Consider the following 16,453-nt stretch of genomic DNA (forward strand, 5'->3'; position numbering starts at 1 on the left):
GGCTTAGCGCCCCAGAGCCTTTTTGATCAGTTGCTCGGTCGTGGGCGTGCCGCCCAAGGCGACCATGGCCTGACGCACGGCCTTGTCCGCATCGGCAGTCTTGTAGCCGAGCACCGTCAATGCCGCCACGGCGTCGGCCACGGAGCTTCCGACGGGGGACGCCGCGGCCTCGCTGGCGGAACCTCCGGCAACGGGCGAGGGCGCCGATTTCGCGGCACCCAGGCGATTGCGGAGTTCGACGACCAGACGCTCGGCCGTCTTTTTTCCGATGCCCGGGCACTTGGCGAGGGTCGCAACATCGCCGTCGCGGATGGCATTCTCCAGCAAGGGCAGGGAAAGCCGGCTCATGATGCTGAGCGCAACCTTGGGCCCCACACCACTCACGTGCTCGATGAGCATACGAAAAAAGTCCCGATCTTCCGTGCCGGCGAAGCCGTAGAGCGTTTGCGAGTCCTCGCGATACACGACGTGCGTGTGCAGCTTCACCGTGGCCCCGGCCTGCGGCAGGCGCTCGGCGGTGGTCACCGGGATGTGGACCTCGTAACCGAGCCCGTTGTTTTCCACGACCGCGCGGAGCGGGGTGGCTTCGACCAAGGTGCCGGCGAGGTAGGTGATCATGGCGCGGATTACTGCAGACCGAGCACGTGCTGCATGTCGTAGACGCCCTTGGGCTGGTCCACGACCCACTGCGCGGCGCGCAAGGCGCCTTTGGCGAAGATGGCGCGGTCGGTGGCTTTGTGAGTCAGTTCGATGCGTTCGCCGAGGGCGGCAAACATGGCGGTGTGTTCGCCCACGACATCGCCGCCGCGGAGCGCGTGAATGCCGACCTCGGTTGAGGTGCGTTCGCCGGTGATGCCTTCGCGGCCGTGGCGCAGGGCTTCCGCGCCGAGCTTGCGCTCTTCCAGGATGATTTCCAACAGGCGCGCGGCGGTGCCGCTGGGCGCGTCCTTTTTGAAACGATGGTGCATCTCGATGACCTCGGCATCGTAGTCGGCGCCCAGGACTGCGGCCGCGCGACGGGTGAGGGCGTAGAGCAGATTGACGCCGACAGAGTAGTTGCCGGCCCACACGGTCGGAATCGCGGCGGCCGCCTCGAGCAACCTGGCTTTCTCATCGGCGCTGTGACCGGTGGTGCCGACCACCAGGGCCTTCTGCTGGTCGACCGCGGCGCGGATGACGTCGGCGGTCGCGCTGTGAAAACTGAAGTCGATCACGACGTCGCCTTGCGCGATGCCGGCGGCGAGGTCGTCGCCTTGATCAAGCGAGGCAACGACGTTGAGGGAAGCGGCTGTCGCGGCGGAGTGCAGGGCCTGGCCCATGCGACCAGCGGAGCCCACGATGACCAAGCGGGGAGAACTCACGGGAAATGCAGAATCAGAGGTTGGCGAGGGCGGCAGACAACACCTTGTCACCGTCGGCCGACAGGGGGCAGAGCGGCAGGCGCACATCGGCCGAGCTGATCATGCCGGCGCGTTGCATGGCGACCTTGACCGGGACCGGATTGGGTTCGACGAACAGGGCTTTGAACAGCGGGTAAAGCTTGCGGTGCAGCTTGGTGGCCTTGGCGAAATCGTTGGCGGCCGCGTGGGCGACCATCTTGCCGACTTGGCGTGGCAGCAGGTTGGACGCGACGCTGATCACGCCTTCGGCGCCGACGGACATGAAGGGCAGGGTGAGCGAGTCGTCACCGCTCAATACCGTGAGATCGCGGCCGAGGGCGGCCTTCAATTGGTCGACGCGATCGACCGAGCCGCCGGCTTCCTTGATGTAACAAACGTGTGGATACTTGGCGCGCAGGGCCTCGACCGTCTTCACGCCAATCTCGATGCCGCAACGGCCGGGGATCGAGTAGAGCACGATGGGGCGATCGGTCGCTTCGGCGATCTGGGAAAAATGGGCCACCAACCCGGGCTGGCTCGGCTTGTTGTAGTAGGGCGCCACCACGAGCATGGCATCGGCGCCGGCGTCGTGCGCGGCACGGGTGAGGGCCACGGCCTCGGTGGTCGAGTTGGACCCCGTGCCGGCGATGACCGGCACCTTGCCCGCGACGGTTTCCACCACGAGGCGCACGACATCCATGTGCTCCTCGTGCGTGAGCGTCGGCGATTCGCCGGTCGTGCCCACCGGCACGAGACCATTGATGCCGGCCCGCAACTGCGATTTGACCAGTTTCCGCAGGTCGTCGTGGGCGACGTGACCTCGTGAAAACGGGGTCACCAATGCGGTGATGGTGCCGGTCAATCTGGGTTGCTTCATGGGTGCTTGGGAGGGAAATGGACCTTGCCGAGCAGACCATGCCACTTTAGCACCACCGCAACCCTTTTCTGGAGCGGCCTCCTCTCATGACTCCCCATACCGAGATTTTCAACGACCTGCTCAAACTCGCGGTCGACAGCGGCGTCAGCGACGTCGTCATCAAGTCCAACAAGCCCGGTTTCGTGCGCCTCGCCGGCAAGCTCAAGTCCGTCGACATGGACCCGATCACCGCCGAGGAGGTGCGCGCCTTCGTCGACGAGCACGTGCCGCGCGTCTTCAAGCAGAATTGGGAAGACAACAACCAGGTCGACTTCGCCTACGCGGCCGAAGATGTCGGCCGCTTCCGCGTCAACGCCTTCCACCAGCGCGGCACGCCGAGCATCGTGTTTCGCCACATCAAGAGCCGCGTGCCGGAGTTTGAGGAACTCGGCCTCAACGGCGAACCCTTGCTCAATCTAGCCCAGGCCAAGGACGGCATCCTGCTCGTCTGCGGCGCCACCGGTTCGGGTAAGAGCTCCACCATGGCGGCGATGCTCAACTGGATTAACCGCAACCTCGACCGCCACATCGTCACCATCGAGGATCCGATCGAATACACCTTCATCGACGACAAATCGGTCTTCCAGCAGCGCGAGATCGGCACCGATGTGCCCAACTTCGAGTTGGCGATCAAAGCCGTGCTGCGCCAAAATCCGGACATCATTCTGATCGGTGAGATGCGTGACCGGGAAACCTTTGAGACCGCCATCTCCGCGGCCGAAACCGGCCACTTGGTTTTCTCGACGATGCACGCCGCCACGGTGGCACAATCGCTGACGCGCCTCTTCGAATTTTTCCCGCCGGAGCAACTCGCCCAGGCCCGTCGCCAGATCGCGGGTTCGCTGCGCGGCTTCATTTGCCAAAAACTGATTCCCACGATCGAGGGTGAGGGCCGCGTGCCCGCCAATGAGATCCTGGCCGCCGACGCCACGGTGAAGAACCTCATTCTCGAAGGGAAGAACGACAAGATTCAGAGCCTGCTGGATGCCGGCACCGACTCGCACAGCTTCTCGTTTAATCGTGAGATCATGCGCCTTATCAAAGAGGGCAAGATCTCCAAGGCCGACGGCGTGCGCTACTCGCCGAACCCACAGGCGCTCGAGATGAACCTGAAGGGTATTTTCTTCAACTGATCATGCCCAGCGGCCCGTCAGGCCAAGCGCGACTTCGCGCGGCGCTGGCCGCGCTGGTGGGGACGTGTTGCCTGAGCGCGGGACTGCGTGGTCAAACCCACCGCGCCGCGGAACCAGCCAAAAAGGACAACGTCACGGCGACGGTGCAGGGCTTGGAGAACCTCAGGCTCATGGAAAAGGGCATCGTCACCGATCAATCGGCGAGCGACCTCTCGACCTCGCGCTTGTTGAACAACGCCAGTCTGGATCAGAAAGCCGCCGCGGCGGAAGCCATCCTTCCCATCGTTCCGCAGAATGGTTCCGAAGATGCGGCGCAGACTCTGGAGGAATTGCGGCGCGAGCAATGGGAGAAAGACAACTGGTTGGTCGATGGCATGCGCCGCAGCGAATTGGCCGCCGACGAGGCGGCGTTGGCCGAGGAAATCATGGGGACCGAGGTCGATGCGACTGAACCGGATTCATCCCTGCCAGATTCAGGCTCCGCCGAGCATTGGCTCGCGCTGGCCGTCGACATGCAAAGCAAAGACGACTCCAACCGACGCGATAACGCTGCGGTTAACGAGCCCTCGGGTGGAAAGCAGTCGGTCGTCCGCGAAAATCCCCTCGGCGACTTCATGGCCGGGTGGCTCAGCTCCGACAGTCGGCGATTGATGGCCGATGAAGCCAGCGCCCAGGCAGCCAACGCGGAAAAGACCCTGCTCGCTCAACTTGGTGCCAAGGCGGCAGACCGCGCTGTGGTGGAAGCCGATGGCCTGGCTGCCTTCCTCTCCGCCAACCCTGGCGCCCATCGCACGTCCACCCGCCGTGTCGGCGATCCCCGGGAAACGGCCAACCCGTTTTTGGCGGACTGGCAGGATTTTTCTCTCGGTGGGACCGGTGGGGGCGAGCGGGAGCCGGCATTCACCGTGCCCGGCCTCAACGACCCCGGTCCGGCCAGCGCCAACACTTTGCAACCCATGGCGACGGAGATCCAACTCGGCAACCAGCCCCCGGCCGCCACCTTGAGCAACCCCGCGGACAGTGAGGAAAAAAAGCCCGCTTCGGCTTGGCAGCCACCCGCTCGCGACGACGAAAAATACTTCCCCCGGTTGAACCGCTTTTAGGGCTTGGTTTCATGTCGGGGCGACTCTAGCCCTGATCGTTTACATCATGGCTACAGCGCTTCTTTTCGCCGGACAAGGTGCCCAAAAAGTGGGCATGGGAAAGTCTCTCCACGACGCATCGGAATCGGTGCGGGCTCTCTATGCGGAGGCGTCCGACGTGCTGGGCTGGGACCTCGCCAAGGTCTCGTTTGAAGGTCCGGACGAAGAGCTGACCCAGACCAAGGTCTGCCAGCCGGCGCTCTTCGTGCACGGCATGGCGCTGCACACTATCCTGCAGGAGCAGGGCAAACTCAGCGACGTCACCATGGCGCTCGGCCTCAGCCTCGGCGAACTGACCGCCTACTGCGCCGCCGGCGTTTACGATTTCGCCACCGGCCTGCGGATCGTCGCTGCCCGCGGCCGTCTCATGCAGGAAGCCTGCGAGGCCACCTCCGGTTCCATGGCCGCCATCATCGGCGAAAGCCGCGAAGCCGTGGCCGAACTCTGCGCCGCCAACGACGTGCAGGCCGCCAACTTCAACGCCCCGGGCCAGATCATCATCTCCGGCGAAAAGGGCAAAATCGCCGCCGCCGTCGAGGCCGGCAAAGCCGCCGGCATGAAGCGCGTCATGCCGCTCAACGTCGCCGGCGCCTACCACAGCCGCCTGATGGAGCCGGCGCGTGAGCGCTTTGCCGCGTTCCTCGCCGACATCCCGTTCAACGCGCCGCAACTCACCGTGTTCACCAACACCACCGGCGCCGCCATCAGCGATCCCGCCGCCATCAAATCCGCCCTCGAGCAGCAGGTTGTTTCCTCCGTGCTTTGGGAAGACTGCATGCGCGCCGCCGCCGCCAGCGCCGATTCCTTCTGGGAGCTCGGGCCGGGTGGGGTGCTCGCCGGACTCGCACGTCGCACCGAGCGCGCCTGGTCGGTCACCAGCTTCGCCGAGATGGCCGATTTGGAGGGCTGATCACCGCCCGCGGTCAGCCTCCTTCGCCCAACGCCTTTCACGCCCTCCATGGACGTATCTCTTACTCGCAACTTCTGCATCATCGCCCACGTCGACCACGGCAAGACGACCTTGTCCGACCGGCTGCTGGAGCACACCCGCACCGTTGAGCAACGCGTGCTCACCGCCCAGCACCTCGATGCGATGGACCTCGAGCGCGAGCGCGGCATCACCATCAAGAGCCATCCGGTGACGATGAACTATCCGGCCAAGGATGGGCACATCTATAAGCTCAATCTGATGGATACACCGGGCCACGTGGACTTCTCCTATGAGGTCTCGCGCAGTCTCGCGGCCTGCGAAGGCGCCTTGCTCCTGATCGATGCCGCCCAAGGCGTGGAGGCGCAGACCGTCGCCAACGCTCACCTCGCGTTCTCACAGAACCTCAAGGTCATTCCGGTCATCAACAAGATCGACCTGCCGAGCGCCAACCTCGACCTCTGCATGCAGCAGCTCGAGGACATCCTCATGATCCCGGGCGAGGAGGCGATTCTCGCCAGCGGCAAGTCCGGCATCGGCATTGATGAGATCCTCGAAGCCGTCGTGAAGCAGATCCCGCCGCCGCGCTGGCACGACCATCCGCACACCCGGGCGCTCGTGTTCGATTCGCTCTACGACGCCTACCGCGGGGTCATCGCCTACACCCGCGTCTTTTCCGGCAGCCTCAAGCCCGGTGAAAACCTGCAGCTCATGAGCACGGGACTGAAGAGCGAAATCAAAGAGGTCGGCGTCTTCACCCCGAAGATGACCAAGAAGCCGTCGCTCGATGCCGGTGACGTGGGCTACATCGTTTCCACCATCAAGGACACCGCCGAGATCAACACCGGCGACACCATCACCACCGCGATCAAACCCGCCACCGAGATGCTACCGGGTTATCAGGAGGTGCGACCGATGGTCTTCTGCGGCATCTATCCGCTCGAATCCAACGACTACGAAAAACTCAAGGCTGCGCTCGGCCGTCTGCGCCTCAACGACGCCGCCTTCGTGTATCAGTCGGAGAGCTCGCTCGCGCTTGGCTTCGGCTTCCGCTGCGGCTTCCTCGGCCTGTTGCACATGGAGATCATCCAGGAGCGTATCCGCCGCGAGCACGACGTGGAGATCATCTCAACCTACCCCAGCGTGGTTTACCACGTGTATCCAGCGGGTGGTGACATGATCCTGGTCGACAATCCGGTCATGCTGCCGGACCCCAGCTCGATCAACGAGATTCGCGAGCCGACCATCCAGGCCTCGATCCATATTCCGAATACGGCGATGGGCGACATCATGTCCCTGGTAATGGAAAAGCGCGGTTCGATCGACCACACCGACACCCTCGACGCCACCCGCGTCATGCTCACCTGCACCCTGCCGCTCAATGAAATCCTGGTCGATTTCAACGACCGGCTGAAGAGCATCACCCGCGGCTACGGCTCGATGGACTACGAGCTGGGCGAATACCGGGAAAGCGACCTCGTGAAGATGGATATCCTCATCAACGGTGAGCCGGTCGACGCGTTCTCGAGTATCGTGCATCGCGAAAAAGCGGCAGGAAAGGGCAGGGAGCTCTGCGAAAAGCTGGCCGACATCATTCCGCCGCAGATGTTCAAGGTCGCCATTCAGGCGGCCATCGGCGGCAACGTCATCGCCCGCGAAAACGTCCGCGTCATGCGCAAGGACGTGACCGCCAAGTGCTACGGCGGCGACATCTCCCGTAAGCGCAAGCTGCTCGAAAAGCAGAAAGAGGGTAAGAAGAAGATGAAGCTCATCGGCAAAGTCTCCATCCCGCCCGACGCCTTCATCCAAGTCCTCAAAAACTGAGCGTGCTGATGGCCCACGAAATACACGAAAGCACACGAAAAGGTCCGAACCTCGGTTTTCTTTCGTGTCTTTTCGTATGTTTCGTGGGCATCTCATTGATCCGCCGCCTTTAATTCTCCTTCATCGTGTTTGGTCCTTTCGCTTCCCAAGAACGCAAATTGCGATCCCATGCCAGCAACTGGCTGGAGCTCGCGGAGAAGGTGGAGGATTACCGCCGCGATGTCCTGCCGCCGGCCGACCTGATCGAGCTGCAACGCGGTCAGGAACAGCTCAAGAAACTCGTTCGCGACAAGGCCGACGCCGCGCAACTCAAGGAAGCGATCGAGCAGCTCGAAGCCGTGCTCCGCAAAACCGGCGGCACGTTCTACCCGAAGCGCTCGCTGGTCGAATACGTCGAGTTCTTCCTCGTCGCGGCCATCGTGATCCTCGGCATCCGCGCGTATTTTGTGCAGCCGTTCAAGATCCCGACCAACTCGATGTGGCCGAGCTACAACGGCATGACCGCGCAGACCTTCGAGGATCGGGCCGACGAACCCGGGACCGCGATGCAAGCGGTGCGCTTCGTGACGCAACTCGCCAAACCCGTGCGCATCGACGCGCCGGCCAGCGGTGATATCAGCATCATCCTGCCGCACAAAGAAGTCAGCGGCCGCAAGTGGCTCGTGATTCCAGCCAAGCTCAAGCAGATCGAAATGCGGGTAGGGACCACGCCGGTGCGATTCACCGTGCCGGCTGATTTCGACATCGATCGTTTGCTCACCGATACGTTCTTCCCGGACGAGGACGGCTGGCCGTCACGCAGCGATCCGCGGGTGCAACTGGTGGCCGAACGCGAATACGTGATCGATACCGAGCGTCGGGCCAGAACCGGCGACCGGATCCTGTCGTTCGACATCCTGACGGGGGATCAGCTCTTCGTGGATCGCATCAGTTACCATTTTGTGAAGCCCAGTGTCGGCGACGGTTTCGTTTTCCGGACGAAACAGCTCACGCGACTGCACGCCATGATGCCTGGCGCGCCGAAGGATCAATATTACATTAAACGTTTGGTGGGGGTGCCGGGTGACGAGCTGGAGATCAAATCGCCCGTGCTGTATCGGAATGGTGAACCGATCGAAGGCTCGGATGCGTTCGCGAAAAATTCAGAGCAAATCGACCGATATCCCGGATACCGGAATGTCGGCGACATGGGCCGGGGTGATATCATCACGGTCCCGGAGGACCATTATTTTGCCATGGGCGATAATTCCGCCAGCAGCCTCGACGGACGCTATTGGGGCGCGATCCCAGCCGAAGACGTCGTCGGCCGGCCCTTGTTCATCTATTATCCGTTCACAAGCCACTGGGGCATCGCGCCCTGATTCGGAATTTTGACCACGGATGAACACAGATGGACACAGATCCGCTGTGGTCTCGTCCAATCGCTCTCGCTCAGCGAGTCCGACCCGATTCGCGCGGCAGATATTTGAGGCGGGCTTTACGCCCGACAGCTGCAAGTCGTCTCGGCCTTAGCCTGAAATCGATCCGTGTGAATCTGTGTCCATCCGTGGTAAAAGAGTGCCTGAGCAGCTCAGTTATTCGGCCAGAATCTTTCCGGTCGAATCCTACCCTGCGTAACGCACAATAAACAGGGCTTCCGAAGATGCTGATTGCGAGTGTCTTGCAGCAGTTTATTGCTAGGTGCAAGAAATTTCTACACTTTTCGAGCATGGCCAAGAAGAGTTTCAATGTCCGTGTAGACGAAGAAGTGATCTCCCGACTCGGCGAGGTAGCTGCAGTTGATCATATGCAAGCATCGGCATTCGGCGCCGTTCTGGTTTCGAAATTCTCGGACCTTAAACCCGGATTTGCCCTTCGCGCACTTGCTGCGATCCCTCCGGAATATTTCAAACGGGGTCCTGGACGTCCGCCTTCAGTCGATTCCGGTCGAACCGTAAACGAACGGCAGCCAGCGTCCTCCTGAGCCCATGCCGCCCGAACTCTTTGTTCTTCTCTCCGATGCGATCAAGATACTAGGCGGTGGCTTGGTCGGCCTACTCACCGCGTACCTCCTCGCCCAACACCGAGTTCGGAATGAAATATTGGCAGAGAATCGCAACAGACGCCGCGACCTGATTGAACGAGCTGTTTCAGATTTTTCATCAATTACGAAAGCGTTTTACAGCGAATGTCATCTGGCGAGGGCGGCAGCACGCCATCGGGATGATCCTGCACTGCTTTCACATGCGCGAAATGAGATTTCGAAACGGTACGAAGAAGAATTCAAAAACGTCTCCATGCTCGATCGCTTGAGCTCGCTAGAGAGCTTAGTAGTTCTCGCCGAGATTCCCGAGGCGCAGAAAATCATTAACGACCTTGCGAACCTTCACGGAAAGATCACCGAGTTTTTCTCGCAGGCATTTGAGGTAGACACTTCGTGTTTAAACGAAACCGAGGCACAAGAATTTGGTAACACTCTCCAGTCGCTCCGCGCACGATTCCTCAACCTGGCTCGCGAATCGTATTCCGGGCAGAAGGCCTCTGTGGTGCGACCGAATTGAACCCCGGTCCACGACTGGCCGCCCTGGTCTGGCTCTACACCACCTGAATTATGGCGAAATCAAACCCCAAAGACGCAGCCAAGCTCGCACGACTGTCCATAGACTGCGGTTTTCTAGTCAGTCACCTCATTCGTCAGCACGAGTGGCGAACTGACGAACAAGCGCGGGAAATACTAAGCTTAATTCTCGGTCTAGTAGACGGTAGCCCGCCGAGGCTGAAAGCCGCCCCTGCGGGATGGTACCCCTACCAGCCCGAAAGCGATACATTTGATCCCTCTACGTTAAGTTTCGTAAATCTAGAGGTGCCGGAATCGGTTTGCTTCACAGAAGCAACCCTCAGCGGCTTAAGTGCCCACCAAAGCGTGTTCAACGCGAAGTACGGGATCGGATTCGACCGAAAGTGGCTTTTTGAAAAGGGGGCGAATCCATGCCTGAATATCCGCGAGTCCTTATTGAAGAAAGCTACTCATTCCTCACGTCCCTACCGAAAGGTCTATCACTTCGTTCCGAAGGAACTGCACCCGTACATCAACGTGATCAAGGATAGCTTCGACGCGACCCATGAACGCGAGTGGCGTCATTTCGGAGATTTGGTATTCGAAGTAACCGACCTCTTATTCATATTTTGTCCCGAAGCCGACTTTAAAACTTTCGCTCCACTTCAAACGAACGGTCGGCCGACACTCTTTGACTTATCTTGGCTTGACCGATATTAAAAAACAGCTCCCCTCGGACCCGGAGTTTGTTCGACGAACAAAACAAGTCCTCAGGATTCACTAAGCACCGACCCCCGAGCCATGAACCTCAAGGACATACTTCATCGCCTTCGAACCGCGAAAGATAACATTCTCTTGATTCATTATTCCTGCCAGAACCTCGGGGATCGAGACGATGGACTTTCTCCGCGAATCGCTTCCATCGCGGTCTGCAATTACACAACCTCAATTACGAAAAGCTTCGCTATCCACCTCGTAGCCGAGAGGCGAAACATTTCCCGCGAGCTAATTCGTGACAACTACGACGAGTTGGAGGCCGAACTTTTGTCCGACTTCTTCGAGTTCGTTCGAGACCGATTGAACTGCTTCTGGATTCATTGGAACATGAGCACCAGTACCTACGGTTTTGAGGCCCTTGCCCACCGATACAATGTTCTCACTCGAAAAGAGGCACCAGAAATTGATGACGTTAAGAAGTTCAATTTAATCGATCTAGTTTGCCTCAAATACGGAAAAAATTCGATCGATGACCCGAAGATGAAAACCCTCGCGACGTTGAACGGAGGGCCACCGCGTAACTGGTTGGACGGCCATGAAGAGGCAGAGAATATCGATCGATCGCAGTTCTTGAGGGTTAACCAATCAACAATCGCCAAAGTCTATTTCTTCTCGGAGCTCCTAACCAAATTGCTGGACGGCAAACGCATTCGCACAAGCCACAGTTCACTAGCGCAGAAATGCGACGCGATGCTTGAGCATCCGGTCGCCAAGTTAATCGGACTTTTATCCGCGTTCATTACGATCTACTTCGCCGTTCAAGCGGGGATCTCGCACTTCGGCAGCACCCCTTAGTGAGACCGGATTGATTCGACATAAAGGCCCCTTGTATTCCGGCCGTCTCAAGAAGCTTGTGGATTCTCAATAATCCGGCCTGCTTCAGCGCATGGCAAAGAAGCGCAAAAAGTCACCCGGTGGGGGCGCATTTGGGGGAGCGGCAAAGCGTGGACGGATGCAGGTCAACAACCACCGCCTTTCAAAGGCCGATTGGTCCGAGGTCATTTCCGAAGCGCAGGACAAGACCTTGCGCCTGTTGGAGTCCAAAGAGCCGGACGGCTTTCTCGTGCGCTATGGTCCGGACCTTGGCTGGTTTTTCACCCAGGACGAGTTCCCCGCGATTGCGACCGTAGACGAGAACGGCGCGATGGCGATGCATGCCGGGATGCCGGGTCAAATGCCCGGCATCTGAATTTGCCCCGAAAGCCCCGCACTGCGTCGACGGCCACCGCCAGCCGACCCTATTCTTATCGGCCACGGCTGCCCACCGATCACGGCTTCAATTGCGGCCGTTGCTTGAGGAAGGGGCAGGGCGGAGCAGTTCCACGCGCCCCCGGAACGTATCCAGCAATTCAGCACATCGAGCGTTTGGAAGTCCAACGGTTCACCGTCTAGTTCGACGCATTGCAGGTGCGTTCCGAGAAGGTGCGCCCGGTGCCATACGCGAAGCACTTGGCAGGGCGCCGAACTCGTAACCGACGCGGCCGCCACCTCAGTTCGGTAGCGAATCCGGTGAAACGGGCGGTAGGGTTGGTTCAATTTGACCACGCTCCTGTAACGGGGTGTTTACCCTATTTCTTTCATAGGGTTTCCCAATCCATAGACTTTCCCCGTTGCTGAACTCGACCCGGGAACGCGTAACCCGAGCTATTGCTTGATCCGCCTCAGTGATCACGCGGCCGTCAGAGAGGAAAATATTGAATCGGCCGAGAACGCCGGGGCGGTTGAGAACAGCGATTCCAGCCACATAGAGAGGATTTTCAGGCGCACGGGTCTCAGGAATAGCAGGCACCGGCAATTCGACCATTGTGACCCGTTCGCGCGGGTTCTGCCCAAGAAGCCCCGCCGAGCTATTCGCCTCGGGGACCAAACCAGCGAAGCCATCCCGAATATCACGGACCGCCTCAATACGTCGCTCCCGGACTGGTTGCTCCGATCTAGCCGGTTCAGCGCCGCCACCCACCCAAGCGCCGGCCATTTTCCCAAGTGCCCACGGAATGCCACCGGCAACGATGGCCACCAGGGCGACCCCGGCCGGAAGCATGACCATAATCGGAATGCCTTTAGGCTTCTTTCCCGTGTCCGCCTTGTTGCCGTGGACACCCACGCCGGCGGCCGTGTCGTAGCAGGAGGCCACGCCTTTGGCATCGAGCTGAAAGGCGACCCGTTCGAATGGCACGTCACGGGGGCTGTTGGGCTCCTTGTAGTAGCTCGCACGAACGAATCGATTACGCCCACGAAACGGACCAAACTTCCGCTTCGATTCGTTGATGATCATGGTGAAATCCTCGGCAACCGATCGGAACTGCTTATCGACGTTACCGAGGGCCTGAGTGATACAGATCAGGTCATCACCGAATTTCCGATGCTGCGAGAGGTAGTGCAGGCAGGCGTCACCGGTTTGCGCCCATTTGCGCGCGTTAAAATGAATATGCAGTTCATCGAGGACGATAAGGGCGCCCGTATCCTCTTCAAAGCGCCGCCCGGGCAGGCTGCGATGCTTCCAGAATTCGCGAGCCTCTTCTGTGACGGACATTGTCTTAATTGACTGCTCGTATCGTTGGAAAATTCGTTCGCGCTCGTCGGGGTCGGTCGTTCCGTAATACTCCTGTGAATACTTCACATAGAGTTCGCGCGCTTGGTCGTTGTCATCGAGGAGAATCAAGCGGCGGTTTGGTCCGAACAGTGGGATGTTCCGGCCGGGGGCGACTTGCTGCAGGTATTCATTGAGACGGCCGAGCTTGAGCGGAACGTTCGTTACAACGATGCGATTTCCGAAGAGTAGCTCGCGGATAATCAGCATGACCGCGTAGAGCGTTTTACCGGAACCCGGCTTTCCGTTGATGAAGGAGATAGCCATTTTAGGATGCCTCCGCGCCGTGATCGCCGAGCGACCGAACCCACCGCAGGCCGGTTCTAGTCAGCCGCACAGTTGCGGCGAGCCCCATGCCTGAAAGGAATACAGCGAGGCCATAGCGAGCGACGCTATCCGGGTCCGGGTCCTGTCCGGTTGAGGGATACCAGACGTAGGAATAGCCGGATCCGGTTTCGTAACAGTAATAGGCGTATCCGGTCGTGCTGGCGCCCGGTGTCACGTCCACGGCAAACACACGTTGCCCACCGAGCAGCGTCTCCACTTCGAGCCAGTTCGAGAGGACGGCCGACCGACGGAAATAAACCTGCGTGGACTCGTTAGGTCCGAGGATGGATTGCGAGATTCCGCCGTCGAAATCGAAGTAGACGAGCACGGATTCACTTGTGCCGTTGAACACTTGCACCGGAACGGACGAGGTGGGCGTTTGACCGAAGGCCAGAACCGCAAGGAAGGGAAGGAGCAGAAGCCGAATCATGGCACTATAAAGCGTATCAAAGCAGCCGATACGGCGTGCAGTTGCATGGCGTAGAGTTTGAAGCTCACGCGCGCCAAAAGAGCGGAGAGCATCGTCGCTACGGGAAAGACCTTATCCAGCATCCACGCGGCCTTGCCCGGCATCGTGGCGAGTGGATTTGTGCTGAACACGCTAGCTAGTGCGCTGAACCCGATATCACCGAACGACCAACTCACGAAACCGACAACGGCCGTTCCAATGATAGCCGACATTGCGGCCGCGGCTACTACCGCTGTCAGCTGCCCACCTGTGCCCCCGGCCACCGCGTTGCCCTTCGCCTGTTGGACCACCGTGACGTTTACCACGGATTCGTTGATCGCGTTGTAGAGCCAAAGCCCAAACGTCACCAGCACTAGCCATGCAACAGCGGAGCGAAACCACGCGACAGGGCCTTGCAGTCGGTCCGATCGAAAGGGATTCAGATCGAACACAGCTCCGCCCATCGTGGCAGGTAGGGAGATCGTGAAATCCGGCTCACTGCCTGACACGCCGGCCGATGGATTGACAACTACCGTCGGGAATTTGGAGCCGATACTCGTGGCCTCCGCCTGACCGTCCGACTGCATGTCGTTGATCGTTGGGGTTTGATCGTAGGCGGCTTTCTGCGCGTCGTTAAGTTCGCGTGCGACAGCTTCGCTTTCGGCCGATTGCTCGCCCTGGGCGATCAGCTCATCGAGCTTATCGTTCGCAAGGGAGGCTTTCGTGTTGATGCCATCTAGAAAGAGGTTCGCTTGATCAAGTCGCGACTCCACACCCGAGTTGTTGACCGTGATTGACGACTGCCCACGGCCGGATCGCGCAACGGCTTGAACCACCTGACGGATTCCGTTCTCAAAGGTGCCCGCAGTGAGAGCGGCCGAGGAGTCCCCACCGGCTGCTTTGTAAACCGAATCGGCCGGTGCGGTTGATTCCGACGAGGGCGGGGCGCCGTCTGAGGTCTCTTGCGTTGGTAAGTCTTGGGCGGGTTCGCTAGGCGGTTCCGGCTCCGGCAAGGTGTTGTGGACCGCTTCGACGGTGCCTACTTCAACGTCTTCCGTCCGCGTGAGTTCGTCTGCTGTCACCCAACCGAGGTAGTCGTCATTCCGAACCCCTGCGTAGCCTACGACGATGTTGTAGAACTCGTCCGGGTCATCGATCGGACCGATCATTTTGGAAACCGCCCCACCGGGTGGAATTTCTTCCTCATGGATCGATTCCGAATAATCGGAGGTGTAGACATTAAGCCACGCGGTGAAGTCGGTGGTATTCCGGTAATTGATCGGAATGTAGTAGTTGCTGAGCTCTTCCGCTTCACCGAGAGCGAGGTCTACCGAAAACCCACCTGTGGAGCCGACCCACGACAATCCATCCCAAATCGAACAGCCCACAAGAACGGTCACGACGGGAACTGTCCCTGTGTTGAGAGTGAAGCTTCCGCTTTTGCTTTGGCTGCGATCGTTCGCCGACGTTGCAACGATTCCGTCGACCTGACCGCTGGGCCCGTTTGGTCCCTCTCTCCATGATGCCGCAATCATGATGCCCGCGTGCGCAGGGCTAGCCGGGTTCGTCGCTGAGGCGGTGTAGTTCACCGTAACAAGCCCGCTTTGATCGCGTGTAACAGTAGCCGACCCGGCACACGATACCGACCCCTGCCAACCGTTGCCGGTGCCGTTCAGGCTACCCGCCGAAGCGCTCAGGCATCCAACGGAGAGAGCAGCAACCAGCCGAAGAGGAACCCCGCGCAGAATATGAGATAGAGCATAGCTCATTGAGTTTGAAAGTTGAGCGAGGGGCCCGAAGACCCCCCGCTTGTTGGCGACCCCGCGCTTAGATGCGCTTGATCCACTTCCGGCCGAGGAAGAACCCGGTGACGGAAACGGCGAGGACGACGATAACGCCGAACAGGGTAGTGGCGTCGGCGACCATGGTAGTGATGTCAGACATGCGTATTCGCTTTCTTGTTACTTTGCTTTGCCCGCTGGAGTGACCCTTTCACGGCACGGGCGAAACCGTGAAGGGAAGTTCAACGGGTTCGCCTGAGGTAGCTGCGGATTGCCATCACGCCGACTTTGGCGAGGACGAGCAGTGCGAGCAGCAATGCCGCGAGCATCACGGTTTTTTCCTGCGGGCTCATAGCAGGGCCATTTGACCGTGATCCGCGAGTTTTGCGCGGAGGTCGGATAGAGACGCCTCCGTGAGGCGCTTCTCGCGTGTAAGGGCCTTTACGTGCTCTTCTTTGGCCGCGACGTAGAGGTCCGGTTGAGAGCAGTTAGCCGGGGGCAGCAAGGCCTTCACTTCGGCGTCTGCAATTTGGTCGGATAGCTCTTCCAGCTTCCGCACCAGTCGCGCTTCAAGCGCTTTGTGACGGGGGCTCATGGGGCTCCGGAGTCAGTTAATTTATCTTTTAACAAGGGTAGGGGGGGGGGGGGGGGGGGGGGGGGGGGGGGGGGGGG

General features: G+C 59.8%; 15 protein-coding genes. 9 read left to right on the forward strand and 6 right to left on the reverse strand.

Annotation, left to right across the window (positions count from 1 at the left end; translation table 11 throughout):
* Positions 1–3: 3 nt before the first annotated feature.
* Genes ruvA through dapA form a run of 3 tightly spaced genes read right to left on the reverse strand, consistent with a single transcriptional unit; the run spans position 4 to position 2,256 of the window.
* The gene (gene ruvA / locus AC0MRV_RS18750; protein ID WP_472766044.1) at positions 4–618 is read right to left on the reverse strand and encodes a Holliday junction branch migration protein RuvA; all 615 of its coding nucleotides are present in this window, start codon (positions 616–618) and stop codon (positions 4–6) included.
* An 8-nt stretch (positions 619–626) separates the two neighbouring features.
* Complete coding sequence (dapB, locus tag AC0MRV_RS18755) at positions 627–1,361, reverse strand: 4-hydroxy-tetrahydrodipicolinate reductase (RefSeq protein ID WP_472766045.1); 735 nt, start codon at positions 1,359–1,361, stop codon at positions 627–629.
* A 13-nt stretch (positions 1,362–1,374) separates the two neighbouring features.
* Positions 1,375–2,256: a 4-hydroxy-tetrahydrodipicolinate synthase gene (gene dapA, locus AC0MRV_RS18760; protein ID WP_472766046.1), complete on the reverse strand. Its 882-nt coding sequence runs from the start codon at positions 2,254–2,256 to the stop codon at positions 1,375–1,377.
* 86 nt (positions 2,257–2,342) lie between these two features.
* Between dapA and AC0MRV_RS18765 the strand changes: the two genes are divergently transcribed.
* The 9 genes from AC0MRV_RS18765 to AC0MRV_RS18805 all read left to right on the forward strand — a co-directional run bounded on the left by AC0MRV_RS18765 (position 2,343) and on the right by AC0MRV_RS18805 (position 11,824).
* Complete coding sequence (locus tag AC0MRV_RS18765) at positions 2,343–3,428, forward strand: type IV pilus twitching motility protein PilT (RefSeq protein ID WP_472766047.1); 1,086 nt, start codon at positions 2,343–2,345, stop codon at positions 3,426–3,428.
* Positions 3,429–3,430: 2 nt separating this feature from the next.
* Complete coding sequence (locus AC0MRV_RS18770) at positions 3,431–4,531, forward strand: hypothetical protein (RefSeq protein WP_472766048.1); 1,101 nt, start codon at positions 3,431–3,433, stop codon at positions 4,529–4,531.
* Between the two features lie 46 nt (positions 4,532–4,577).
* Positions 4,578–5,480, forward strand: coding sequence for an ACP S-malonyltransferase (fabD, locus tag AC0MRV_RS18775; RefSeq protein ID WP_472766049.1), 903 nt, complete (start codon positions 4,578–4,580; stop codon positions 5,478–5,480).
* A 48-nt stretch (positions 5,481–5,528) separates the two neighbouring features.
* Positions 5,529–7,322, forward strand: coding sequence for a translation elongation factor 4 (gene lepA, locus AC0MRV_RS18780; RefSeq protein WP_472766050.1), 1,794 nt, complete (start codon positions 5,529–5,531; stop codon positions 7,320–7,322).
* A gap of 125 nt (positions 7,323–7,447) precedes the next feature.
* Positions 7,448–8,683, forward strand: a complete 1,236-nt coding sequence (lepB, locus tag AC0MRV_RS18785; RefSeq protein WP_472766051.1) for a signal peptidase I — start codon at positions 7,448–7,450, stop codon at positions 8,681–8,683.
* Positions 8,684–9,289: 606 nt separating this feature from the next.
* Positions 9,290–9,862: a hypothetical protein gene (locus AC0MRV_RS18790; protein ID WP_472766052.1), complete on the forward strand. Its 573-nt coding sequence runs from the start codon at positions 9,290–9,292 to the stop codon at positions 9,860–9,862.
* 50 nt (positions 9,863–9,912) lie between these two features.
* The gene (locus tag AC0MRV_RS18795) at positions 9,913–10,578 is read left to right on the forward strand and encodes a hypothetical protein (protein WP_472766053.1); all 666 of its coding nucleotides are present in this window, start codon (positions 9,913–9,915) and stop codon (positions 10,576–10,578) included.
* An 81-nt stretch (positions 10,579–10,659) separates the two neighbouring features.
* On the forward strand, positions 10,660–11,430 hold the full coding sequence (locus AC0MRV_RS18800) for a hypothetical protein (protein WP_472766054.1): 771 nt from the start codon (positions 10,660–10,662) through the stop codon (positions 11,428–11,430).
* Between the two features lie 91 nt (positions 11,431–11,521).
* Entirely contained in the window at positions 11,522–11,824 is a 303-nt protein-coding gene (locus AC0MRV_RS18805; RefSeq protein ID WP_472766055.1) for a hypothetical protein, read from the forward strand.
* A gap of 300 nt (positions 11,825–12,124) precedes the next feature.
* Here the strand turns inward: AC0MRV_RS18805 and AC0MRV_RS18810 are convergent, their stop codons facing one another.
* Genes AC0MRV_RS18810 through AC0MRV_RS18820 form a run of 3 tightly spaced genes read right to left on the reverse strand, consistent with a single transcriptional unit; the run spans position 12,125 to position 15,400 of the window.
* On the reverse strand, positions 12,125–13,492 hold the full coding sequence (locus tag AC0MRV_RS18810) for a zonular occludens toxin domain-containing protein (RefSeq protein ID WP_472766056.1): 1,368 nt from the start codon (positions 13,490–13,492) through the stop codon (positions 12,125–12,127).
* A gap of 1 nt (position 13,493) precedes the next feature.
* Positions 13,494–13,982, reverse strand: coding sequence for a hypothetical protein (locus AC0MRV_RS18815; RefSeq protein WP_472766057.1), 489 nt, complete (start codon positions 13,980–13,982; stop codon positions 13,494–13,496).
* Positions 13,979–15,400 carry a hypothetical protein gene (locus tag AC0MRV_RS18820; RefSeq protein WP_472766058.1) on the reverse strand — a complete coding sequence of 474 codons (1,422 nt, stop codon included), beginning with the start codon at positions 15,398–15,400 and terminating at the stop codon, positions 13,979–13,981. The genes AC0MRV_RS18815 and AC0MRV_RS18820 overlap by 4 nt, the downstream gene beginning before the upstream one ends.
* Positions 15,401–16,453 lie beyond the last annotated feature (1,053 nt).

The organism is Actomonas spartinae, from assembly GCF_051209155.1.
GTDB lineage: Bacteria > Verrucomicrobiota > Verrucomicrobiia > Opitutales > Opitutaceae > Actomonas.

Coding starts and splice junctions, on each gene's coding strand:
- ruvA (WP_472766044.1), bottom strand. CDS start 618: ATGATCACCTACCTCGCCGGCACCTTGGTCGAAGCCACCCCGCTCCGC.
- dapA (WP_472766046.1), bottom strand. CDS start 2,256: ATGAAGCAACCCAGATTGACCGGCACCATCACCGCATTGGTGACCCCG.
- AC0MRV_RS18765 (WP_472766047.1), top strand. CDS start 2,343: ATGACTCCCCATACCGAGATTTTCAACGACCTGCTCAAACTCGCGGTC.
- AC0MRV_RS18770 (WP_472766048.1), top strand. CDS start 3,431: ATGCCCAGCGGCCCGTCAGGCCAAGCGCGACTTCGCGCGGCGCTGGCC.
- fabD (WP_472766049.1), top strand. CDS start 4,578: ATGGCTACAGCGCTTCTTTTCGCCGGACAAGGTGCCCAAAAAGTGGGC.
- lepA (WP_472766050.1), top strand. CDS start 5,529: ATGGACGTATCTCTTACTCGCAACTTCTGCATCATCGCCCACGTCGAC.
- AC0MRV_RS18790 (WP_472766052.1), top strand. CDS start 9,290: ATGCCGCCCGAACTCTTTGTTCTTCTCTCCGATGCGATCAAGATACTA.
- AC0MRV_RS18795 (WP_472766053.1), top strand. CDS start 9,913: ATGGCGAAATCAAACCCCAAAGACGCAGCCAAGCTCGCACGACTGTCC.
- AC0MRV_RS18800 (WP_472766054.1), top strand. CDS start 10,660: ATGAACCTCAAGGACATACTTCATCGCCTTCGAACCGCGAAAGATAAC.
- AC0MRV_RS18805 (WP_472766055.1), top strand. CDS start 11,522: ATGGCAAAGAAGCGCAAAAAGTCACCCGGTGGGGGCGCATTTGGGGGA.
- AC0MRV_RS18810 (WP_472766056.1), bottom strand. CDS start 13,492: ATGGCTATCTCCTTCATCAACGGAAAGCCGGGTTCCGGTAAAACGCTC.
- AC0MRV_RS18815 (WP_472766057.1), bottom strand. CDS start 13,982: ATGATTCGGCTTCTGCTCCTTCCCTTCCTTGCGGTTCTGGCCTTCGGT.